The sequence below is a fragment of the Candidatus Aminicenantes bacterium genome (assembly GCA_026393795.1).
Classification (GTDB): Bacteria; Acidobacteriota; Aminicenantia; order UBA2199; family UBA2199; genus UBA2199.
Genome location: JAPKZL010000231.1, coordinates 1 through 22,556, shown reverse-complemented (window position 1 = coordinate 22,556; position 22,556 = coordinate 1). Strand labels below are relative to the sequence as shown.

General features: G+C 58.4%; 18 protein-coding genes. 14 read left to right on the top strand and 4 right to left on the bottom strand.

What is annotated here, in order from left to right; all coding sequences use genetic code 11:
* Together ahcY and metK are read right to left on the bottom strand one after the other, a co-directional pair.
* The coding region (ahcY, locus tag NTW95_11825) for an adenosylhomocysteinase (GenBank protein ID MCX6558094.1) at window positions 1-1,347 on the bottom strand (1,347 nt) is incomplete at its 3' end.
* 167 nt (window positions 1,348-1,514) lie between these two features.
* Window positions 1,515-2,669 carry a methionine adenosyltransferase gene (gene metK, locus NTW95_11820; protein ID MCX6558093.1) on the bottom strand — a complete coding sequence of 385 codons (1,155 nt, stop codon included), beginning with the start codon at window positions 2,667-2,669 and terminating at the stop codon, window positions 1,515-1,517.
* 257 nt (window positions 2,670-2,926) lie between these two features.
* On the opposite strand from metK, the gene NTW95_11815 reads away from it, so the two are divergent.
* From NTW95_11815 to NTW95_11785, 7 genes are all read left to right on the top strand, one after another.
* The gene (locus NTW95_11815) at window positions 2,927-4,096 is read left to right on the top strand and encodes a M48 family metallopeptidase (GenBank protein MCX6558092.1); all 1,170 of its coding nucleotides are present in this window, start codon (window positions 2,927-2,929) and stop codon (window positions 4,094-4,096) included.
* Between the two features lie 31 nt (window positions 4,097-4,127).
* Window positions 4,128-6,593 (top strand): PAS domain S-box protein, encoded by a 2,466-nt coding sequence (locus tag NTW95_11810; protein ID MCX6558091.1) that lies wholly within the window; start codon window positions 4,128-4,130, stop codon window positions 6,591-6,593.
* Window positions 6,594-6,916: 323 nt separating this feature from the next.
* On the top strand, window positions 6,917-7,798 hold the full coding sequence (locus NTW95_11805) for a carboxypeptidase-like regulatory domain-containing protein (GenBank protein ID MCX6558090.1): 882 nt from the start codon (window positions 6,917-6,919) through the stop codon (window positions 7,796-7,798).
* A 78-nt stretch (window positions 7,799-7,876) separates the two neighbouring features.
* Entirely contained in the window at window positions 7,877-8,509 is a 633-nt protein-coding gene (locus NTW95_11800; GenBank protein ID MCX6558089.1) for a hypothetical protein, read from the top strand.
* Window positions 8,510-8,570: 61 nt separating this feature from the next.
* Window positions 8,571-9,206 (top strand): hypothetical protein, encoded by a 636-nt coding sequence (locus tag NTW95_11795; protein ID MCX6558088.1) that lies wholly within the window; start codon window positions 8,571-8,573, stop codon window positions 9,204-9,206.
* 67 nt (window positions 9,207-9,273) lie between these two features.
* Complete coding sequence (locus NTW95_11790) at window positions 9,274-10,614, top strand: hypothetical protein (GenBank protein ID MCX6558087.1); 1,341 nt, start codon at window positions 9,274-9,276, stop codon at window positions 10,612-10,614.
* Complete coding sequence (locus NTW95_11785; protein ID MCX6558086.1) at window positions 10,611-11,303, top strand: hypothetical protein; 693 nt, start codon at window positions 10,611-10,613, stop codon at window positions 11,301-11,303. Before NTW95_11790 ends, NTW95_11785 begins: the two co-directional genes overlap by 4 nt.
* 10 nt (window positions 11,304-11,313) lie before the next feature.
* On the opposite strand, the gene NTW95_11780 is transcribed toward NTW95_11785, so the two are convergent.
* Window positions 11,314-12,594: a sigma-54 dependent transcriptional regulator gene (locus tag NTW95_11780; GenBank protein ID MCX6558085.1), complete on the bottom strand. Its 1,281-nt coding sequence runs from the start codon at window positions 12,592-12,594 to the stop codon at window positions 11,314-11,316.
* Between the two features lie 40 nt (window positions 12,595-12,634).
* Window positions 12,635-13,744 (bottom strand): ATP-binding protein, encoded by a 1,110-nt coding sequence (locus NTW95_11775; protein ID MCX6558084.1) that lies wholly within the window; start codon window positions 13,742-13,744, stop codon window positions 12,635-12,637.
* 125 nt (window positions 13,745-13,869) lie between these two features.
* Between NTW95_11775 and gcvT the strand changes: the two genes are divergently transcribed.
* From gcvT to NTW95_11740, 7 genes are all read left to right on the top strand, one after another.
* Window positions 13,870-14,961, top strand: coding sequence for a glycine cleavage system aminomethyltransferase GcvT (gcvT, locus tag NTW95_11770; GenBank protein MCX6558083.1), 1,092 nt, complete (start codon window positions 13,870-13,872; stop codon window positions 14,959-14,961).
* Between the two features lie 13 nt (window positions 14,962-14,974).
* Window positions 14,975-15,364, top strand: a complete 390-nt coding sequence (gcvH, locus tag NTW95_11765; protein MCX6558082.1) for a glycine cleavage system protein GcvH — start codon at window positions 14,975-14,977, stop codon at window positions 15,362-15,364.
* Window positions 15,365-15,367: 3 nt separating this feature from the next.
* The gene (gene gcvPA, locus NTW95_11760; GenBank protein ID MCX6558081.1) at window positions 15,368-16,717 is read left to right on the top strand and encodes an aminomethyl-transferring glycine dehydrogenase subunit GcvPA; all 1,350 of its coding nucleotides are present in this window, start codon (window positions 15,368-15,370) and stop codon (window positions 16,715-16,717) included.
* Complete coding sequence (gene gcvPB, locus NTW95_11755) at window positions 16,714-18,156, top strand: aminomethyl-transferring glycine dehydrogenase subunit GcvPB (GenBank protein MCX6558080.1); 1,443 nt, start codon at window positions 16,714-16,716, stop codon at window positions 18,154-18,156. The genes gcvPA and gcvPB overlap by 4 nt, the downstream gene beginning before the upstream one ends.
* Complete coding sequence (locus NTW95_11750; GenBank protein MCX6558079.1) at window positions 18,153-19,010, top strand: glycine--tRNA ligase subunit alpha; 858 nt, start codon at window positions 18,153-18,155, stop codon at window positions 19,008-19,010. Before gcvPB ends, NTW95_11750 begins: the two co-directional genes overlap by 4 nt.
* The gene (gene glyS / locus NTW95_11745) at window positions 19,003-21,087 is read left to right on the top strand and encodes a glycine--tRNA ligase subunit beta (GenBank protein MCX6558078.1); all 2,085 of its coding nucleotides are present in this window, start codon (window positions 19,003-19,005) and stop codon (window positions 21,085-21,087) included. The genes NTW95_11750 and glyS overlap by 8 nt, the downstream gene beginning before the upstream one ends.
* On the top strand, window positions 21,084-22,556 hold a 1,473-nt coding region (locus NTW95_11740), incomplete at its 3' end, for a GTP-binding protein (protein ID MCX6558077.1). The genes glyS and NTW95_11740, both read left to right, overlap by 4 nt.

Genomic DNA, 22,556 nt, shown 5'->3' with positions numbered 1-22,556 from the left:
GGTCAATTTGGCTCCCAACGCCTCCAGGTGCATCCGGGCAACCTCCTCGTCCAGGAGCTTGGGCAGGGTGTACACTTTTTTCTCCAAGCCGCTTTTCAGAAGCTCGATCTGGGCCAGGCACTGGTTGGTGAAGCTGCAGCTCATGACGAAGCTGGGGTGACCGGTGGCGCAGCCAAGGTTGACCAGGCGCCCTTCGGCCAGGATGATGATCGAACGGCCCGATTTCAGCGTCCATTTGTCCACTTGCGGCTTGATCGTCGTTTTGGTGCAGCCGGCCGTCGTTTCCAGGTAATGCATGTCGATCTCGCTGTCGAAATGGCCGATGTTGCAGACGATGGCTTCGTTTTTCATCATTTCCATGTGCCGGCCAGTGAGGACGTCGCAGTTGCCGGTGGCGGTGATGAAGATATCGCCGCTGCCGACCATGTCTTCCATGGTCGACACTTCGTAGCCTTCCATGGCCGCCTGCAGCGCGCAGATCGGGTCGATCTCGGTGATGATCACCCGGGCGCCGAAGCCGCGCATCGATTGGGCGCAGCCCTTGCCGACGTCGCCGTAGCCGCAGACGACGACTTTTTTCCCGGCCACCATGATGTCGGTGGCGCGTTTGATGCCGTCGGCCAGGGATTCCCGGCAGCCGTACAGGTTGTCGAACTTGGAGTTGGTGACCGAGTCGTTGACGTTGATGGCGGGAAAGAGCAGGCTGCCGTCGGCCTGCATCTGGTACAGGCGGTGGACGCCGGTGGTGGTCTCCTCCGACACGCCGCGGATGCGGCGGCTGAGGTTGGTCCAGCGCAGTGGGTCATGTCGGTACGATGCCTGCAGACGCTGCCAGACAATGGCCATTTCCTTGTTCTCCGGGGTGCGTTTCAGCAACTCGGGGTGCTGTTCGATTTTTACCCCTTGGTGGATCAGCAGGGTGGCGTCGCCCCCGTCATCGACGATCTGGTCCGGGCCCGAGCCGTCGGGCCAGGTCAGCGCCTGTTCGGTGCACCACCAGTATTCCTCCAGCGATTCGCCCTTCCAGGCGAAAACGGCGGCCTGGCCGGCCTTGGCGATGGCCGCGGCGGCGTGGTCCTGGGTGGAGAAAATGTTGCAGGAAGCCCAGCGCACGTCGGCTCCCAGTTCGATCAGGGTTTCGATCAGCATGGCCGTTTGGATGGTCATGTGCAGGCTGCCGGTTATTTTGAGTTTCGCCAGCGGCTTCAGCGGCCCGTATTTCTTGCGGATGGCCATCAGCCCAGGCATCTCGGCCCGGGCCAGGTCCATTTCCCTGCGCCCCCAGTCGGCCAGGGAAATATCGGCAACCTTGTAGGGGAGGTTGCGGTCCTTGTCAATCGTTTTCATGTCAGCCTCGGTTTTTTTCATTTTATTTCCTTACTTAACTTAGAGATTGTTGATGGCAGGCGCAACGGCATTTTGGGGGCGACCCGCCGGGTCGCCCCTACACTGTACAGCGTTTTTTCTTTACCGTCCACCGTCAGCCGTCCGCCGTACGCCAAGCCAAATCGCCTCTATTTCTTGGCTAAGGCCTTGAGCTCTTTGACCTTGTCCAGCTTCTCCCAGGGGAATTCGTCACGGCCGAAGTGGCCGTTGGATGCCGTCTGCTTGTAGATGGGTCTTTTCAGATTGAGTGCCTTGAGGATTTCGCCGGGTTTGAGCGGGAAGACTTTGCGGATCAGGGCGGTGATTTTTTCTTCGCTTATCTTGCCGGTGTTGAACAGGTTGACGTTGATCGAGACCGGGTCGGCAATGCCGATGGCGTAGGCCAGCTGCACTTCGCACTTTTCGGCCAGGCCGGCGGCCACGATGTTCTTGGCGATATAGCGGGCCATGTAGGCGCCGGAGCGGTCGACCTTGCTGGGGTCCTTGCCGGAAAAAGCGCCGCCGCCATGCCGGCCCATGCCGCCGTAGGTGTCGACGATGATCTTGCGCCCGGTCAGGCCGGCGTCGGCGTAGGGGCCGCCCCTGACGAACTTGCCGGTGGGGTTGATGTAGAACTTGGTGTCGGCGGTCAGCCACTTGCCGCAGACGGGCTTGACCACGTGGCGGATGATGTCCTTCTCGATGCGGGCGTGGCCGATCTTATCATTGTGCTGATTGGAAACCACCACCGCGGTGATGTGGCGGGGCTTGCCGTTTTCGTATTCCACGGTCACCTGGGCCTTGCCGTCGGGACCGAGGTAGGGGATGGTGCGGTTCTTGCGTACCTGGGCCAGCCGCGCCGTCAGCTTGTGGGCCATGGCGATGGGCAGGGGCATGTAATTGGCGGTCTCGTTGGTGGCGTAGCCGAACATCATGCCCTGGTCGCCGGCGCCCTGCTCGTGGCCCCTGGCGGTGTTGACGCCCATGGCGATGTCGGGGGACTGCTCCTCGATGTGCACCAGCACGGCGCAGGTCTCGTACTCAATGCCGTAATGCGAACTCGTGTAGCCGATCTCCTTGAGGGTCTGGCGGACGATGGTCGGGATGTTGACATAGGCCTTGGTGGTCAACTCGCCGGCCACCAGCACCATGCCGGTCTTGGTCAGGGTTTCGATGGCCACGCGCGAATCCGGGTCCTGCTTCAGGCAGGCGTCGAGAATGCTGTCGGAAATCTGGTCGCAAACCTTGTCCGGGTGCCCGGCGCACACCGATTCTGACGTGAACAGATATTTCCCCTTGATCATTTCACCTCCAGGGAGAATCGTTTGGATTAAAGTCAATAGTAACAAATTCGCTCATGACTGTCAATCGCAAACGACAAGCGCGCCGTGGCCGGGGAATCGCCCGGGGTAACACAAACCGCATCGAGTCGTGCAAACGGGTCAACAGATGCCCTTCTCCGTCGAGCACCGCCGTCGGCCATTTTCAATTTTGCATATATTTTTTTTATATGTTATATAGAAATCAAAATCCAAAAAATTGGCCGAGGAGGGGGAACGCCATGAAAAAAATTGAAAGGGCGTTTTTTGGGCTGATCCTACTGGCCCTGATTTTGGTTGTTCTCAGCTGTGCCATCAATCCGGTCAGCGGCAAGCGAGAATTGATGCTGTTTTCCGAAAAACAAGAGATCGCCATGGGCCAGGAGACCGACCAGCAGATCCGACAGCAGTTCGGCATCTACGAGAGCAAGGGATTGCAGGACTATATCAACGGCGTCGGCCAGAAAATGGTGCCGTATTCGCACCGCCCCAATCTGAAGTACCACTTTGCCGTCCTGGACACGGCGGTGGTCAACGCCTTCGCCGCCCCCGGAGGCTACATCTACGTCACGCGCGGCATCCTGGCCCTGATGGGCAGCGAAGCCGAGCTCGCCGTCGTACTGGGCCACGAGATGGGCCATGTCGCCGCCCGCCATTCGATGAAGCAGCTGAGCGGCCAGCTGCTGGCCCAGGTGGGCCTGGCCGTGGGCAGCATCCTGAGCAAGGACATCCGCAAGCTGGCCTGGCTGGCCGGGATCGGCATGCAGCTGCTTTTCCTCAAGTTCAGCCGCAGCGACGAGTACCAGGCCGATTCCCTGGGCATCGGTTATGCCCGCCAAGCCCGGTATGCCCCGGGCGAGATGCTGCGCTTTTTTACCGCCCTGGAGAATATGAGTGCCGATTCGGGAGGACACGGCCTTCCCACTTTCCTTTCCACCCACCCGATGACCAGTGACCGCATCGCCAAGGTCAGGGAGTTGGTCTCCAGCCAGGATGCCCGCCTGGCGGTCAAGAGCGAACCCTACCTGAGCAAGCTCGACGGCATGGTCTACGGCGATAACCCCAAACAGGGTTTCCTCGAGAACGGCGTCTTCTACCACCCGGAAATGGCTTTCCAATTCGCGATTCCCATCGGTCTTTACGTTCATCGCCATGAGCGTCCTCAGCGCGGCCGATGTTTTCCAGCCGCTGCTCGACCGCGCCATTCTTTCATTTCAGCAGCTGAGCGATCCCGCCTATCTGAATCGCCAACCCAGCCGCCTGAGCCTGGTCCGCGCCGACGGCAGTCGGACCTTGCAGGGGATTTTCAGTTCGGCCGGCGTGGACCGAAAAATGTGGAAACAGCTCGGGGTGTTCAACGCCATCGGCCTGGAGAGCATTCCCGATCAACGGCAGTTGATCAAGCTCGTTAGATGAGCCAACGAGCGGTGCGGCGGAGATAAAATGAAATCGAAAAAGCCCGTGGGGCGTTCGCCGGCGGCGGCAAGCCAGAAACTCGAACAGTTAAAGGGCCGGGTACAGAAGCGCACCCGGGATTTGGTCAATGCCAGCCGCGCCCTGCGCGAAAGCGAGCAGCGCTACCGCGATCTGGTCTCCCAGTTGCCCAATGGGGTGTTGGTTCACAAAAAAGGAAAGATCGCCCTGGTCAACGACTATATCCTCGAGGCAACCCAGTATTCGCTGGACGAGATCATCGGACTGTCAGTCCTGGACTTTGTCCATCCCGACGACCGGGGGTTGGTCGAAAAGAACATGACCATGCGCCAGGCCGGCGGCCATGCTCCCCAGGGATACGAGATCCGGGTCGCCGGCAGGAAAGGCGAATGGCGCACGGTGGTGATCCAGGGCAAAAACATCGTGTATGAGAGTGAACCTGCCGTTCTGTCGGTATTGAGCGACATCACGGAACAAAGGCATTCGGAAAAAATCCAGGACGCGATCTATAAAATTTCCGAGGCCACGCAGATGGCCGGCAGCCTGCCCGAGCTGTACCATTCCATCCACCAGATCATCTCCGGGCTCATGCGCGCCGAGAATTTTTATATCGCCCTGTTCGACCGGGCGGCCCGGCTGTTGAGTTTTCCCTACTTCGTCGACGAGTTCGACCCGCCGCCGGCGACCCGCGGGCTGGAAAAGGGGGTGACCGAATACGTGCTGCGCACCGGCGTCCCGCTGCTGGCCACGCCCGAAATCCTCGACGAGCTCGAAAAGCGGGGCGAGGTCGAGCTGATCGGCGCCCCTTCCATCGACTGGCTGGGCGTGCCGCTGAAGATCCGGGAGACGACCATCGGCGTGCTGGTCGTGCAGACCTATTCGCCCGGCCTGCGCTACGGCCAGGATGAGAAGAACATCCTGATCTTCGTCTCCAACCAGGTGGCCATGGCCATCGAGCACAAGCGGGCCGAGGCCAGCCTGCGGCGCAGCGAGCACAAGAACCGCGCCATCCTGAGCGCCATACCTGACCTGATTTTCCTGCTCGACAAGGACGGGGTGTTTTTGGACTACAAGGCGGAAAAGGACACCCAGCTCCTGGTGAAGCCTGAAGTGTTCCTGGGCAAGCGGGTCGACGACGTGCTGCCGCAGCAGCTGGCGGAGCTGACCATGAAAAACATCCGCCTCACCCTGCAAACCCACGAGCTGCAGGTGTACGAATATGAACTTGCCATCGATCAGCGGCTGCAGTATTTTGAAGCGCGCAGCGCCCTGTGCGGCAGCGACGAGGTTCTGGTGGTTATCCGCAACTTGACCGAAAAGCGCCGCCTGGAGCAGCAGGTGCTGCAGTCCCAGAAAATGGAGAGCCTGGGCACGTTGGCCGGCGGCATCGCCCATGATTTCAACAATATCCTGGCTGGCATCCTCGGCTATGCCTCTTTTCTGAAAGCGAAACTGAGCCCAGGCCACGATTTTTTCAAATATGTGGATACCATCGAACGCAGCGCCATCCGCGCCGCCGACCTGACCTCCAAGCTTATGGCTTTCACCCGCGGCGACAAGGTGAATCACAAACCGCTGAGCATCAATAAACTGATCCGGGAAACCCTGGAAATCATCAGCCAAACGTTCGATAAATCCATCCGCATCGAGACCAACCTGGATGAATCGCTGCCCACCGTCATGGGTGACGCCGGGCAGATCCAACAGGTGGTAATGAACCTGTGCGTCAACGCGCGGGACGCCATGAGCAATGGCGGCAGGCTGTCCATCGTGACCGAGATGGCTGTTTTCAGGAAGGTCGATCCGCTGGTGCCCGAGGGCGCCGGCCCGGGGTCTTATGTGAAAATGACCGTCAGCGATTCGGGGGCCGGGATGGACAAGGAGGTCCTGTCCAGGATCTTTGATCCTTTTTTCACCACCAAAGCCACCGGGCAGGGCAGCGGGCTCGGCTTGTCGGTCGTTTACGGCATTGTCAAGGGTCATGAGGGGTTTGTCACAGTAAACAGCCGGCCGGGTCACGGCAGCAAGTTCAACATCTTTTTCCCGGTTAGCGGCCAGCCGGAGATTTCCGATCAGATTTTGACCGAAACGCTGCGCGGCAGGAACGAACTGATCTTCGTGGTCGACGATGAAAAGGATATTCGTTCCTTTATCAAAGAAGTGCTGCAGAGCCACGGCTACCGGGTTTTACTCGCCGCCAACGGCGATCAGGCGGTCGATGTATACAAAAAGCGCGGCCAGGAAATCGCGCTGGTCATCCTGGACGTGGTCATGCCGGGAATGGGCGGCGAGGAAGCATTCCTGAAAATGAAGGAAATCAATCCGCGCATCATGGCCCTGCTTTCGACCGGCTACAGCCAGAACGGCCGCGTCAGCGAGATCCTGAACAAGGGGGTCAGGGGATTCATCCAGAAGCCCTACGATTTCAACCAACTGCTGGCTAAACTCCGACAAATCCTGGATCAGGGAGAGTAGCTCTGCCATTGGCCGATTGTCTCAAAATGGGACAGGCGTAAACGTCTAACGTCCGCTGCCAAGATGCTTTTTGTAAAAACCAGCGGATGTCCCAAAATAGGACAATTGGCATTGAAGAGCTCGAAGCCAAAAGGAGACAGCATTGGGCATTGATCCTTAGGCGCAAGTCGTCCTAAATTGGGACACTGGTTTGCTCAAAAAGGATGCAGGAATCCCTCGGCTTATCCTTGAAAACCCCGATCAATAAAGGCTGTGCGGATTTTTCCAGGGGAATGGCAGCAAAATTGCTACAAATAAAGCATGCGCATAGGGGTGGCAAAACAATGTTAGCGCAGGGAAGGGAACCTGCCTGTCTTCAGCCGGCGATCCGCGGCAAGATTGCCGACCTGCTCGATTGTCCGGTGGTTTCCGCCCGGGTGGTTCTTTCTGGGACCAAGCTGGAAGACAAGCTGAGCTCGGTCACCGGCGAAAGGGGAATTTTCATGTTCTGCCGCATCCCGCCCGGCAGCTATACCCTGGAAGTGACGTGCAACGGCTTCAACAAGCTGGTGCAGCGGGGGATCTCCGTGCGCGACCGCACCATCACCGGCCTGGATCTGAAAATGGATTTTCTGGAAGATTCCCGCACCATCAATTTGCGGGCCATGTCGCTCGAATACTTCAATGATACACCGCCGCCGACGGACTCCCTTCCTTCCGGTCTGCCCCGGCATTTGTCCGAAGTAGCGGCCGAGCTGTCTTTGGCCAGGGCGCTTTTCAACCCGCCAGCCGCACTGGAGGTCGGGCGCGCGATCACCATCGAGCTCGGGGTTTACCAGAACCTGATCGGAGAGGTCATGCACCGTTTGCTGGCGCGGAATGTCTGCTGCGTGGACCGGGAACGGCTCGGGATCACTCTCGCGGCGCAGCTGCAGATCGACGGCTGCGAGGTTTTGCCGCGCCGCGCGCCCCGGGCCGTCATCGACCGGGCGCGTTATCTGGACTGGGCATGGGAAGTCATCCCCAAAACGCCGGGAACGGGGTTGATCCGCCTGCGGTTGGAAGCCACGATCCGTTTTGCCGAACATGGTGAAAGGGAAAAATGCCTGCTGCTCATCGACCGCGAGGTTGGGATCAGGAAGACCCGCTGGCTGGCGTTGCGGCGCTGGTTCAGAAAAAAGCATTCCAAGCAAACGGACGATGAATCTTTTAACAGGGGCGGATGAGCGGAGTGGCCCGGGCACGCCGGCGCCAGGGAAACCATGGAGTTGTCATTCGAAAATAAAATAAAAGCGAGGTGATGCATGAAAAAAAAAATGTTCAAGTTGACGCTGATGGCCGCGATCATCGCCTTCTCGATTGTTTATCTGCACGGCTTCTGGTCCGCCAGCGATCCCTACGATCCGTTTTCCAGCAAGAACAATTCCGAGCTCGGCAGCCTGATCAGCGACAGCGCCCTGGAATTGTTGCAATCGGCATCCGAGGCCTTCCAGTTCATGAATGAAATCGAGGTCGCCGAACCCGACGGTTTGATCAGCGGCGCCGCCCTGCGCCAGGTGGACCTGGCCATTGCCAAGGTGGAGGACGCCCTGAAAACATTCAATGAAGCCATCGCCAACGGCAGCACGGTCGGGAACGATAAAAACCGCATCGGAAAACTGAAAGCGTTCAATTACGAACGCTACACGCGTGAAAACGGCCTGAACCAGGAAACCATGGCGCTGGTGGCCGCCTATCTCGGCAAAGGGAACGTGCTGGGTTTCTACCAGTGCCATGCCGGCAATCTGAAAAAATTGCTGCATACCCTGAACCGGATCAAGAAGGACTTGTCGGAAGGCAGGCTTTCGGGAAACAATCTCCTGGGCTCGCTGCTGCAGCAGTACAACAGCACGATGATGTTCGGCAATTACGCCTCGTTGGTCTTCTACCGGCTGTGACGGCGCCGGGTGGCTAGGGAGCGGGTGACTTTTGATTGTAAAAAAATAAGGAGGAGCAATCATGAAAAAAAGATTTTTTCAATTGGTTTGCGGTTTGGCGGTGATCGGAATCTCGAGTGTTGCTTTGAACGCCTTTTGGACGCTCAACGATCCCGAGTGTCCTTTTCACAAGGCCAGAACCAGCATGATCATCTGCAACAGCATCACCGAGAGTGCCTCGCAGCTGCTGCAATCGGCGTCGGAAGCCTTCCTGTTCATGAACGAGGTTGAAATCGCCGAGCAAAACGGCTTGAACATGGGCGCCGCCCTGCAGCGCATCGACCTGGCCGCCGCCAAAGTCGAGCAGGCACTGAAAATTTTCTATGAGATCATCGCCGTCGGCAGCGAGTCCAGTTACAAGCTCAGCCGCATCAACAAGCTGAGGGAGTTCAATTACGAACAATATGCCCGCGATAACAGTCTCAACCTGGAGGCGATGAACCGGGTTGGTGATTATCTGAAAAAAGGCGATGTGCTTGGTTTTTACCGCTTCCATGCCGACAACCTGGAGGCGTTGCTGAACATCCTGAACCAGATCAAGCAGGATCTGCTGGCCGGCAGGCTGTCGGACAAAAAGGTGTTGTGGTCGCTGCTGCAGCAGTATACCACCATCATGATGACCGGCAACTACGCCTCACTGGTCTTTTACCAAATATAAAAAAGATGGTGACGGGGCGGTCTCCGGCCGCCCTTTATTTTTCCCCATTGAATTGCTATGATCAACCATGCTCGTTTTTTTGCGCTTTGAATGTCAACGCTTGTTCCGTGATCGGAAGAACCTCATCTTTCTTATATTTTTCACGCTTTTTTCCCTGTATTTCGTCTGGTCGGGATTGAACGAGTACCGGCAATTCCAGAACGACAAGAAAATATTCGTCAAATTTGAAAAGGAAAAGATCGGCCAGATATCCAGCTATGCCAATTATGGGGCCTTCGGTTTCCGCCTGCTCTACGAAGCTTCGCCGCTGAACCTTTTTTTCGTCAACAGCGGCGTGTTGCTGGACGTGGAGAGCAACATCGATACGTTCGAAACCATCAAGGTGGAAAGTTCCTTCAAGGGCAGAAAACTGTTCAGCAAGCGCGGTTATTTCAAGGATTTTGCCGGAATTCCCTTTATTTTCGGTTCGCTGTTCATGCTCTACCTGGGAAATCTGGCCCTGGTCAGCCCGGCCCACGTGCGCTTCATCATCGGCCGCCTACCCTTGAAAAAGTACTATGTACTGACCACCCTGGCCCGTCTGTTCTGGTTGAACATGTATTTCATTGCGCTGGGGATGACGCTCTTTCTGCTCGTCCAGGCCGGCGGCACCCGGTTCAGCCAGCCGGCGGGCGGCATGTTCATGCTCTATCTCCTGTTCATGGTCGTCCTGCTCGATTTTTTCTATTTGCTGGGTCAGTTGACCACGGTGCTGGTGCGTTTCGGCAAGGTATTTTTCTTCTGGCTTTTCATCGTCTGGTTCATCGGCATCTTTCTGCTGCCCGAAATCAACCGCATCAGCGTTTTCAATAAATCCCAAGCCCTGGAGTCGGCTGAAAAAGTCAATCTGGACAAGTTCCGCACGCTGATGGTCATGGAGAAGAGATTCCACGATTACCTGAAGGAGAAGCCGAACATTCCTTTGGACCAGTTCCGGCAGATGCAGAAAAAATTCGCCGTCAGTTTTCTCAACAACAGCTACCTGCTGAACATGAGCCGCGAGACCAGATATTTGCGGGAAGTGGCCAAGGTCATCGCCAGCCACGAATGGCAGTCGGTCCTGTTTCCCACCACCTTTTACTATTTCCTCACCGGCGAGGCCTCGGGCAAAGGCTATTACGGCTACCTCGATTTCATGGATTACATCATGAAACTGCGCAATCGCTTCATCCAGTTTTACATCCACAAACGCTATGAGGCGAACGATGCCGTCGTCGAAACCTTCGTCAAAAGCGACGAGAATGTCTTTCATTCCCGCAGCCGACTGCCGGGCACCTACTGGCTCGGATTCCTGTCCACCGTCGTTTACGCCGCCGGCTTTTTCATCCTGGCCTACTGGCGCTTGCAGCGCCTGGTCTATCCATCATGATCATCCTGAAAAACTTATGCCTGGAAGACGGTGACTTCCATCTCTCCGATGTCAGCCTGCAGGTCCGGGGCGGCGAGATCTATTTCCTGCTGAACCGCCAGAACGCGGGCAACGATTCTCTTTTCAACGCCTTGAGCGGTTTCCGGGCAGCGGCCGGGGGCGAGATCTGGTACGACGGCTGCCGCCTGTCACGGAACGGGCCGCCGCGGTCGGTCGCCCTGATCAACAAGGTCGTCGATGCCAGCGACTTTGAAACCGAAGCCCGCATCGGCGCCTGGATCGATTTCCTCTGCAGCTGCGGCGGCTTGGCTTATGAAGACGTCATGCGGACGCTGATGGTCCTCAATTTCAACGAGATGAATTTGCAAAAAAAAGTGCGTGACCTGCCCCCGGAAATTTTCAGGCAGGTGTATCTGGCCCTTTGCCTGGCCGCGGATGCCCCGAACATCGTCATCAACGATTTCAGCAAAGGGACCGAAAAAAGCCTGGAAATGAAGTTCAGCAAGCTGCTTTGGAAAAAAAAAGCGGCCGGCCAGGCGATCCTTTACCTGGGCAATGACGTTCTGTACGCGGCCGAAATCGCCGACCGGGTCGGCTTCGTCAAAAACGGCCATTTGCTTTTCGAGGCCGAAGCCGCCGACATCAAGGAGATGGATATCAAGGACCTCTATTCCAAGTTTTTAAGCTGACGGCCGGCGCTCATTTTTTCTCCAGATGAAAATCGGCCATCTTGCGATACAGCGATGAACGTGAGATGCCCAGAACAACGGCCGCTTTGGAGTAGTTGTGCGCCGTTTGCTGCAGGATGGCGGCGATATGGTTCTTTTCGATTGTTGCCAGGCTTTTCTCGCGGCTCTCGAGCGCGGGGGTTTTTTCGGGGTTGAGGATCTTCAGCGGCAGGTGTTCGGGGCGGATGACGGCCGGTCCGCCGCTGGCGGCGATCATGGCCACGGTATTCTTCAGTTCGCGGATGTTGCCCGGCCAGTCGTAGGCGCACAGCAGCCGCTGGGCTTCGCCGCTGAAATGCCCGCCGGGCCTGGAATTGGCGATGCTGGCGATGCGCAGAAAATGCTCGGCCAAGGGCATGATGTCGGCCGGCCTGGTCCGCAGCGGCGGGATATGAATTTTCAATTCGTCGATGCGAAAAAATAGATCTTCGCGGAAGCGCTGCTTCTTGACTTCGTCTTCCAGAACCTTGTTGGTGGCGGCCAGGATGCGGATGTCCACGAACTTGGGGGTCCGGCTTTGCAGCGGGGTGACCTCGCCGTTCTCCAGCACCCGCAGCAGCTTGGCCTGGATGTTCAGCGGCAATTCGGCGATTTCATCCAGAAAGATGGTGCCGTGATTGGCCTGGACGAACTTGCCCGGGGAATCGCAGAAGGCCCCGGTGAAAGCCCCTTTTTTATAGCCGAAAAGTTCGGATTCGGCCAGGTTTTCGGGGATGGAGGCGCAATTGACCGAAACCAGGGGCTGGTGCCTGCGCTTGGAGCCGGCATGGATGGCCTGGGCCATGATCTCCTTGCCGGTGCCGGTTTCGCCGCTGATTAATATGGTATGCGCGGTGTCGGCGTATTGCTTGGCCATGGCGATCACCTTGGCCATCTGCTCGCTTTTACAAATGAACTTGTCAAATCCGGCCGTCGCGCCGATCTCCTGCTTGAGGTGGAGACAGTCGTCCTGGGCGTGCAGGAAATTGAAGGCCCGGTTGAGGGTCAGGAGCAGGATCTCGGGATTGACCGGCTTCTGCAGGAAATCGTGCGCCCCTTTTTTCATCGACAGGACGGCGGTCTCGATCGAACCGGTGCCGGTCAGCACGATGATGCGGTCGCGGTATTTCCCGGCAAACTGGTCCAGGATATCCAGGCCGTTGCCGTCGGGCAGCGACAGGTCGAGCAGGATCAGATCGAAGCCGTCGCCGTCCAGTTGGCTCAGAGCGCCGGCCATGGTCGCGCTTTCCGCCACCAGGAACTCGTTCTGCATGAGGAATTTCTTGATCGACTCGCGCAGCGGCTGGTCGTCTTCAACGAGAAGTGCCTTCTTTTTTGGTGGTGAAGAACGGTTGCAGGACTTTGTCCTTGATGGCGTCGGGAATCCCCGGGCCGTTGTCGCTGATGGCGATGATGTGGCGGATGTTCTTGGGCAGATCATTGTACTCGCTGTAAATGCGGATGACGATTTCGCCGTTTTCTCTTCCGTTCAGCGCTTCCAGGGCGTTGAAAAAAACGTTGATGAACACCTGTTTCAGCCGGTTGCCGTCGCTGGCCACCTGGATTTCCTTTTCCGCCTGCAGCGTCACCTTCATCCCGGTCGGGATTTTCTTATTTGGAATTTCCTGCAGGATGCGCTGGCAGAATTCGCGCAGTTGCAACGGCGCGATGTTCAGCTCCTTGAATTTCGAAAACACCAGCAGCGATTCGATCATCTGGTTGGCGCGGACGATCTCGCGGTTGATCTTTTCGTAGGCGCTGCCGATCTCTTGCTTCTGCGGCAGCTGATTCTTGATGGCCGAAATCTCGAACAGCACCGTGGTCAGCGGCGTGCGCAGCTCATGCGCCAGCGACGCCGCCATTTGCCCCAGCAGGACCAGGCGGTCGAATTTGAACAGACGGTAGTAATTCTTGTCGTTGGTGAATTCCATTTGCTCGGCTTCGATCAGGGGAATGAACAGCAGGGCTGCCGTTTGCGCCGCCGCAGCCAGCTCGGGGGCGTGTTTGCCGGCGCAGGCCGCCAGGCTGACCAGCAGCAAGCCGCGGAAATAACTGCGCGCGCGCAACGGAATGACCAGATTCAAGGACTTTTTCCTGAACAGGTCGTCGCTGTCGCGGTTGAAGATGTCGAAGTGAAAATGGCTTTGAGCGGTATCGAGCAGCCACTCGCTGCGGTTGGTGAAACTCTCGATCAGGTTGGCCTCTTCGCGGATAAGCGGCAGCTCCTTTTCCGGCGCCGCGCCGCCGGGGTACGGCCGGAACGAGTTTCCTTCCGGCTCCTTATAATAAAGGATGCAGCACGCGATGGGGAAATGCTTTTGCACCAGGTGCGGGAATTCACCCAGGAAGGCGCGGGCGCTGCGCGCGCCCTGGAGCGCGGCGGCGATTTCGGCGATGAATTTGTCTGGATGCGGAACGCGCATTTTTTCCTGCCCCCATGCGTCGCCTGCAACTATAACCCGCCGCAAAAGGCTTGTCAAACTCCGCTTTCTCCCTTGATTTTTACGGTCAGCTGTGTTACGTTATCAGTTTGTTTTTGGAGAAAAAAATGAAAAAAACCAAAATCAATGAAGCGCACTATATTCTCAAAGCAAAAATGGTCGAATTCTGCGGCTGGGACATGCCGATCCAGTACTCGGGGGTGAACACCGAGCATATGGCCGTCCGCACCACGGGCGGAATCTTTGACGTCAGTCACATGGGGGAAATCTGGTTCCGCGGCAAGGATGCCCTGAAGACCGTTCAGTACCTGACCTCCAACGACGCCGCCAAGCTGGTGCCGGGAAAGATCCAGTACACGGCCCTGCTGACCGAGAACGGCTGCTTCGTCGATGACCTCCTGGTCTACATGATGAGCGAGAACGAATACCTGCTGGTGGTCAATGCCGCCAACATCGAGAAGGATTTCCAATGGATGAAAAAAAACACCGCTCCGTTCGCCGTGCAGATCGAGAACCGCAGCGAGGAGTACGCGCAGATCGCCGTGCAGGGGCCGGTGTCGGAAAAGCTGCTGAGTGAATTCACCGATTACGACCTCTCGACCATATCCTATTACCATTTCGCCATGGCCCGGGTGTCGGGGCTCGAGGCCATCGTCTCGCGCACCGGTTATACCGGCGAGGACGGCTTTGAAATATACTTCCGCGCCGACGCTGCCGCGGCCAGCAAATTGTTTCTGGCCCTGGCCGAAAAAGGCGAAAAGTACGACGCCCTGCCGGCCGGCCTCGGTGCCCGCGACACCCTGCGCCTGGAAGCCAAGATGGCCCTCTACGGCAACGACATCGACGACAGCCACACGGTGCTGGAAGCCGACCTGGGCTGGATCCTCAAGCTCAACAAAGAGCCGTTCATCGGCCGGGATGTCCTGGCCAGGCAGAAAGCCGAGGGCATCCGCCGCAAGCTGGTCGGTTTTGAAATGCTGGACAAACGGATCGCCCGCCACGGCTATCCGGTCTATGTCCAGGGCAAGGAGTTCGCCACCGTGACGTCGGGGACCTTCGTACCGTTCTTGAAGAAACCCATCGGCCTGGCCTATCTGCCGGTAGAAAACGCCGCGATCGACAGTGAATTCGAGATCGGCATTCGCGACAGGCGGGTGGCCGCGAAAGTCGTGAAAACACCCTTTTATACAAAGAAATAAGCAGGAGGAACGAATGGAATTAGAAAAATTGCTTTTTACCAAGGAGCATGAATGGGTCCGCCTGGAAGGCGACAGCGCCATGGTCGGCATCACCGATTACGCCCAGCACGAACTGGGCGATGTCGTCTATGTCGAACTTCCTGCCCCGGGCAAGGAATTGAAGAAAGGCGACCCCTCCGCCAATATTGAATCGGTCAAGGCCGTTTCCGATGTTTTCGCCCCCCTGTCCGGAACGATCGGCGCGGTCAATCCCAAGCTGGCCGCCAACCCGGAGCTGGTCAACCAGGAACCCTACGGCGACGGCTTCCTCTTCACCATGAAAATCAAGCAGGCGGATGAAGTGAAAGAGCTCCTGGATCATAAAAAGTACGAGGAATACCTGCGGGGAATCGCCGGAGAATAACAGATGAGATTTTTGCCTCTTACGGACGCTGCCAGGGAGGAAATCAAAAAAGCCATCGGTATCAAAGACAGCAAGGAACTGTTTAAATCCATCCCGGCCGACAAGTCGTTCTTCGATCTCGCCGCTCTGCCGTCCGCCCTATCCGAGCCGGAATTGATCGCCGAATTCAAGGCCCTGGGCCGCAAGAACTCGTTCCAGGAATACCTCAGTTTCCTCGGCGCCGGCGCCTATGCCCATTTTATCCCCGAGGTGGTCGCTTACCTCAGCGCCAAGGGGGAGTTCGTCACGCCGTACACGCCATACCAGCCCGAGGTCAGCCAAGGCAACCTGCAGGCTATTTTCGAATACCAGACCATGATGACCATGCTCACCGGCCTGGATGTAGCCAACGCCTCCCTGTATGACGGCGCCACCGCCGTCGCCGAGGCGGTGCTGCTGGCCGTGCGCAAGTCGGGGCGGCAGCGCGTCTTGCTGGCGGACAGCCTGCATCCCGAAACCATGGCCGTCGTCCGCACCTACACGCAGAACCTGCCCATCGAATTGGCGACCGTGGCCGTCAACGAAGCGGACGGCCGGGTCGACCTCGCCGATCTGACGTCCAAGCTGAACGACCAGACGGCAGCCCTGGTATTCCAGTCGCCCAATTTCCTGGGCGTGGTGGAAGACAGCGCCGCACTGGCGCAGGCCGCGCACCAGCAGCGGGCGTACGCTGTCCAGGCCGTCACCGAGGCCATGTCCCTGGCCTACTTGCGCCCGGCGGCCGATTTTGCCGTCGACGTGGTGGCCGGCGAAGCGCAGAGCTTCGGGCTATCTCTGGGCTTCGGCGGTCCCTACCTGGGCTTCATGACCGCCCGCGAAGAATTTCTCAGGCAGATGCCGGGACGGATCGTCGGCCAGACCAAGGATCTGGACGGAAAGCGGGGATACGTGCTGACCCTCTCTACCCGCGAACAGCACATCAAGCGCGAGAAAGCCACCTCGAACATCTGCAGCAACGAGGCCTGGTGCGCCCTGCGCGCCGGCATGTACCTGGCCACCATGGGCAAGGACGGGCTGGCGCTGGCTGCCCGCGACAGCCATCTGCATGCCGCCTATTTCGTCGCCAAAGCCGCCAAACTCAAGCGGGTCAAGGTCGTTTACACGAAGAATTTTTACAACGAGGTGCTGCTGGAGATCAGGAAGGGCACGGCCGAAGCCTTCCTGGCAACGCTGAAAAAGAAAAAGATACTGGCCGGCGTGCCGCTGAGCTGGTTCTATCCGGCCGTCGGAAACCGCGTGCTCCTGGCCTTCAGCGAGGTTCAGCGGTGCGCAGACATCGACCGCCTGCTGCTGGCGATGGGAGAACACTCATGAGCCCGCTACCCGACCTGATCTTTGAAATCAGCCGCGACGGCAAGACGGCGCACGGCCTCGGTGCGAGCCATGTCCAGGCCGAGCCGGCCATCGACCCGGGCTTGCGCCGGGCGGGCATCGCCGATTTTCCCCAGGTATCCGAAGTGGAAATCGTCCGCCACTACATGGCGTTGGCGCGGCTCAACTATTCGCTCGACCAGGGCCTGTACCCGCTGGGCTCCTGCACCATGAAATACAATCCCAAGATCAATGAAAAGCTGGCCGGCAGCGAGGATTTCCAGGCCCACCCGTACACGCCGCGCGAGCTGGTCCAGGGCAACCTGGAAATTATGGCGCGCCTGGAGGAATGGCTGCTGGCCCTGACCGGCATGGCCGGCTTCACCTGCGCTCCGGCGGCCGGCGCCCACGGCGAATTCACCGGCATGCTGGTCATCAGGAAATACCTGCAGGATAAGGGCGATCCGCGGCGGGTGGTGCTCATCCCCGATTCGGCCCACGGCACCAACCCGAGTTCCGCCCATTTCGCCGGTTACGAGATCCGCGAAGTCCCCAGCAACGGTGAGGGCATCATCGACGTCGACGGCCTGCGCCCGTTCCTCAAGGATGACGTGGCGGCGCTGATGATGACCAATCCCAACACGCTGGGCATTTTTGAAAAGAACATCACCGCCATCGCCGACGCCCTCCATGGCAACGGTTCGCTGCTGTACATGGACGGGGCCAACTTGAACGCGCTGCTGGGCATCGTCCGCCCGGGGGACCTCGGCGTCGACGTCATGCACATCAACCTGCACAAGACCTTCGCCACCCCTCACGGCGGCGGCGGCCCCGGTTCCGGGCCGGTCGGCGTGGCCGCCCATTTGCTGCCGTACCTTCCGGTGCCGCGGGTGGTCAAACAGGGCGGCGCCTACGAAATCGTCTATGACGCCCCGCATTCGATCGGGCGCATCAAGAATTTCTACGGCCAGTTCCTGGTCATGGTCCGCGCCCTGGCCTACCTGTGTTCGCTGGGCCGGGAAAACGTCCGCCGCGTGGCCGAGGACGCCGTGCTCAATGCCAACTACATCCGCAAAAAACTGCAGGACGTTCTCGACCTGCCGTACCCGACCGCCACCATGCACGAAGTGGTCTTTTCCGATAAAAACCTGCCGGTCAAAACGCTCGATATCGCCAAGCGTCTGCTCGATTACGGCCTCCATCCGTTCACCATCTATTTTCCGCTGATCGTCCACGGGGCGATGATGATCGAGCCCACCGAGACGGAGAGCAAGGAGACGCTGGACGAATTCATCGCGGTCATGAACAAGATACTCGTCGAGGCCCGCGAACAACCCGAGCTGTTGCTCCAGGCTCCGCACCAGACGCCGGTGCGCCGTTTGGATGAAACCCTGGCCGCCCGTCAGCCGGTCTTGAAATGGCGCAAGGGAGAAAACCTTTGAGCATTCAAAACGTCATCCTGAAACTGCAGGACTTCTGGGCCGAGCGCGGATGCTATATCGCCTCCGGCTATGACAACGAGGTCGGCGCCGGCACCATGTCCCCCGACACTTTTTTCCGCGTGCTGGGCAAAAAGCCATGGCGCGCCGCCTACTGGCAGCCGGCACGCCGGCCCGATGACGGCCGCTACGGCCAGAACCCCAACCGGGTGCAGAAGCACAACCAGTTCCAGGTCATCATCAAGCCGGTGCCCGAAGAAGGGCAAATGCTTTTCCTGGACAGCCTGATCTACCTGGGCGTGGACATCAACATCCATGACATCAAGTTCGATGAAGACAACTGGGCGTCCCCGTCCCTGGGCGCCTGGGGCGTCGGCTGGCAGGTGATGTGCGACGGCCTGGAAATCACCCAGTTCACCTATTTCCAGCAGGCGGGCGGCATGGAGCTCAACCCCAATTCGTTGGAGATCACCTACGGCGTCGAACGCCTGGCCATGTTCCTGGACGGTCAAAACAACATTTACGATCTCGAATGGGGAAACAAGGTCTCCTATGCGGCCTTGAACCTGGAAAACGAACGCCAGTTTTCCATTTACAATTTCGAGCTGGCCGACATCGACATGCTGCGCGGGGTGTTCCAGCAGTACCAGAAGGAAGCCGAGAAGCTTCTTGAGCACCAGCTGTACCTGCCGGCCTACGATTATCTGCTGAAATGTTCCCAAACCTTCAATATCCTGGACGCGCGCAAGGCGGTTTCGGTCGCCGAGCGCACGGCGCTGATGGCGATCATGCGCAACCTGTCGGCGCGCATCGCCCAAAAATACGTCATGCAAACGGACGGTGAAGACCATGGCTGACCTGTTGTTTGAACTGGGAGTCGAAGAGATACCGGCCCACGCCGTCGGCGCCATCCGCGACCAGCTCAAGGACCTTTTTCAGGCCCGGCTGGCGAAGTTGAACCTCGGCCATGGCGGGATCGAATGCGCGGCCAGCAACCGCCGCCTGATGGTCCATGTCACCCGGTTGAGCGAAAAAACCGCCAACAAGGAAGAAACGATCCTGGGCCCGGCCAAGCGCATCGCCCTGGACGACCGGGGAGCGCCGACCGTGGCCCTGAAAAAATTCTGCGAGATCAACCGGGTCAAGCTGGCCGACGTGGTCGAGATCGAGACCGCCAAGGGCAGTTACCTGGGCATCGTCCGCATCGCCGTCGGTGAAGACACGGGCCGGCTGCTGCAAGCCGCCATTCCGGAGATCCTCGCCGGGCTGACGTTCGCCAAGACCATGGTCTGGAACGAGTCGCGGGTGCCGTTCATCCGGCCGATCCGCAACATCCTGGCCATGTTCAACAACCAGCCGCTGGCCGTCGAGTTTGCCGGGATCCGCTCGGGGAACAAGGCCCTGGGCCACCTGCTCCTGTCCGACGCTTTCTTTGAAGTCAATTCGTTCAAAGACTATGTCCAGGGGCTGAGCAAGAATTTCATCATCCTCAAGGAAGAGGAACGCAAGGCCAAGATCCTGGCCGAGATCAAGGACATCGAAACCGACCTGGACGGCCGGGTGCGCGTCGACGAAGGCATGCTCGACTACTACGTGTTCAGCAATGAATATCCGGTCGCCTTCAGCGGCAGTTTCGACGCCAAGTACCTGAGCCTGCCGGCGGAGATCATCGCCACCTTCATGACCCACGAAAAAAAACTGCTGCCGGTAACCGATCGCGCCGGCAAGCTGAGCAACTTTTTCGTCGGTGTGGCCAACATCCCGGACGAAAACAAGAAAGTCAGCCGCGGCAACGAAAAGGTCATCAAGGCCACTTTCGAAGACGCGCAATTCTTCTGGGACATGGACCGCAAGGTCGACTTCTTCTCCCTGAAGCCGCTGTTGAAAAACGTCATGTTCCAGAAGGAATTGGGCACCTATCTGGACAAAGTCGGGCGTATGGCCGCATTGGTGGACTTCCTGGTCAACGAGACCCACAACGGGGCGCTGCGCGAAAAGCTGCAGAAAGCGGCTTTCCATTGCAAGAACGACCTGCTGACCAAGATGGTGCGCGAGTTTCCGTCGCTGCAGGGGATCATGGGCGGACTTTACCTGAAAGAGGCCGGCGAGGATGCGGCGGTCTGGAAGGCGATCTACGACCATTACCTGCCGCGCGGCCTGGTTGACGAGAAGCTGGACGACCTGGGCGCCGGCATCCTTTCCATCGCCGACCGCATCGACAATATCGCCGGATTCGTCGGCAAGGGGATCAAGATTTCCAGCTCCAAGGACCCCTACGGCATCCGCCGCGACGCCAACGCCATCATCAAGATCATCGTCGATTTCAAGCTGGCCATCGACCTCGACCCGCTGATCCGCCTGGCCGTGCTCAATTTTGCCAAAAAGGACGCCGACCTGCAGCGGGATTGCGATACCATCGGCGAACTGTTCATCTCCCGGCTGGAAAATTCCCTGAAGGATTACTGGCACTTCCGCTACGACATCGTTAACGCCGTTCTGGGCAAGGACACCCTGTCGGTCTACGACAACTTCCTAAAAGCGGAGGCGCTGAGCAAACTGGCGGCCGGCGGGCTGGTCGATCAGCTGGCGGCCGTGCAGCGGCGTTTGAAGAACATCGGCAAGGGCTTGGAGCGCTGTCCTTTTTCCGAGGGGCTGCTCAAGGACCGCGAGGAAAAGATCCTCTCCGATGTCTTCAAGGAATCGAAGCCGCGCATCGACGCCCTGATCATCAAGAAGAACTTCCTCCAGGCCAGCTCCGAGATCCTGGAGATGAAGCCGATCGTCGACCGCTTTTTCGATAAAATCCTCGTCATGGACGCGAACGAATCCATACGCAAGAACCGTATCGCCCTGCTGCAACGCATCGATGAGCTGCTTTCCAGCGTGGCCGATTTTTCGCTGCTTGTCGAACTCAAACCAGGAGAAAAAATATGAAAGAAACCCCAACCGAGAATTTGCGCAACGTCGCCATCGTCGGCCACGGCCACAGCGGCAAGACAAGCATCGTCTCGGCGCTGCTGTACAACACCAAGATGGTCAACCGCCTGGGCAAAGTGGACCAGGGCAACACGGTCACCGATTTCGACGAGGAGGAGATCGCCCGTAAAATCTCCATCCAGACCTCCCTGGCCTACGCCTACAAAGACAAAGTCAAGATCAACATCCTCGACACCCCGGGTTTCGCCAGCTTCATTTGGGACACCCTGGTGGCGCTGCGGGCGGTGGAAACGGGAGTGATGGTGGTCAGCGCCGAGGAAGGCGTCCAGGTCCAGACCGAAAAGATTTTCGAATGCATGGGCGAATCCCAGCGGGCGGCGATTTTCGTCGTCAACAAGATGGCCAGGGAAATGGCCGATTTCGACAAGGCGCTGGACTCCCTGGCCGCCGCCTTCGGCAACAACGTGGTGGCCGTGCAGATTCCCATCGGCAAGGGGGCCGATTTCAGCGGTCTGGTGGACATCATCGCCATGAAGGCTTACCAGTTCGGCACCGACGACAAGGGGGAAAGCAAGGAGATTCCCATCCCCGAGGCGCTCAAGGAGGAGGCCTCGTTGCGCCGCGAAGCGCTGCTGGAAAAGATCGCCGAGAACGACGAAAAACTTATGGATAAATATTTTGCTAGCGGCAGCCTGACGGTCGAAGAGATCCAGCAGGGACTGAAAAGCGCCCTGCTGCTGCGCAACATTTTTCCGGTGCTGGTCTGCGACGCCTTGGCCAACCGCGGCGTCCAGCAGCTGCTCGATTTTATCGTCGCCTTCTCCCCGGCGCCGAGCGATTTCGCCCCGACGGCGGCTAAAAACGGCACCGCGCTCAAGGCCGACGCCAGCGGCCCCTTCGCCGCCCTGGTCTTCAAGACCATCTCCGATCCATTCACCGGCAAGGTGTCGCTGATCCGGGTTTTTTCCGGAACGTTCAAGCCCGACACCTTTTATTTCAACTCGAGCAAGGATGTCGAGGAGCGGATCGCCGGCCTGTTCCTGCAACAAGGCAAGGCCCAGGAGTCGGCGGGCGAGGTTAAGGCCGGCGATATCGTGGCCGTGGCCAAGCTGAAGGAAACGCAAACCGGCGATTCGCTGTCCAGCAAGGCCGACAAGATCAAGCTGCCGGAAATCACCTTCGCCGTGCCCTCGATCTCGTTCGCCATCGAACCCAAGGCCCGGGCCGACGAAGGCAAGATTTCCACCGCCCTGCAGCGCATCATGGAGGAGGATCCGACGCTGAAGATGGTGCGCGATCCGCAGACCAAGGAACTGGTCATCTCCGGCAACGGCCAGCTGCACGTCGAGCTGGTGGTCAACAAGCTGAAGCGCAAGTACGGCGTCGAAGTGACGATGAAGGCGCCCAAGATCGCCTATCGCGAGACCGTGCTGGGCAAGTCGGACGTGGAAAAGAAATACAAGAAA

Coding starts and splice junctions, on each gene's coding strand:
- metK (MCX6558093.1), bottom strand. CDS start 2,669: ATGATCAAGGGGAAATATCTGTTCACGTCAGAATCGGTGTGCGCCGGG.
- NTW95_11815 (MCX6558092.1), top strand. CDS start 2,927: ATGAAAAAAATTGAAAGGGCGTTTTTTGGGCTGATCCTACTGGCCCTG.
- NTW95_11810 (MCX6558091.1), top strand. CDS start 4,128: ATGAAATCGAAAAAGCCCGTGGGGCGTTCGCCGGCGGCGGCAAGCCAG.
- NTW95_11805 (MCX6558090.1), top strand. CDS start 6,917: ATGTTAGCGCAGGGAAGGGAACCTGCCTGTCTTCAGCCGGCGATCCGC.
- NTW95_11800 (MCX6558089.1), top strand. CDS start 7,877: ATGAAAAAAAAAATGTTCAAGTTGACGCTGATGGCCGCGATCATCGCC.
- NTW95_11795 (MCX6558088.1), top strand. CDS start 8,571: ATGAAAAAAAGATTTTTTCAATTGGTTTGCGGTTTGGCGGTGATCGGA.
- NTW95_11790 (MCX6558087.1), top strand. CDS start 9,274: ATGCTCGTTTTTTTGCGCTTTGAATGTCAACGCTTGTTCCGTGATCGG.
- NTW95_11785 (MCX6558086.1), top strand. CDS start 10,611: ATGATCATCCTGAAAAACTTATGCCTGGAAGACGGTGACTTCCATCTC.
- NTW95_11780 (MCX6558085.1), bottom strand. CDS start 12,594: ATGCAGAACGAGTTCCTGGTGGCGGAAAGCGCGACCATGGCCGGCGCT.
- NTW95_11775 (MCX6558084.1), bottom strand. CDS start 13,744: ATGCGCGTTCCGCATCCAGACAAATTCATCGCCGAAATCGCCGCCGCG.
- gcvT (MCX6558083.1), top strand. CDS start 13,870: ATGAAAAAAACCAAAATCAATGAAGCGCACTATATTCTCAAAGCAAAA.
- gcvH (MCX6558082.1), top strand. CDS start 14,975: ATGGAATTAGAAAAATTGCTTTTTACCAAGGAGCATGAATGGGTCCGC.
- gcvPA (MCX6558081.1), top strand. CDS start 15,368: ATGAGATTTTTGCCTCTTACGGACGCTGCCAGGGAGGAAATCAAAAAA.
- gcvPB (MCX6558080.1), top strand. CDS start 16,714: ATGAGCCCGCTACCCGACCTGATCTTTGAAATCAGCCGCGACGGCAAG.
- glyS (MCX6558078.1), top strand. CDS start 19,003: ATGGCTGACCTGTTGTTTGAACTGGGAGTCGAAGAGATACCGGCCCAC.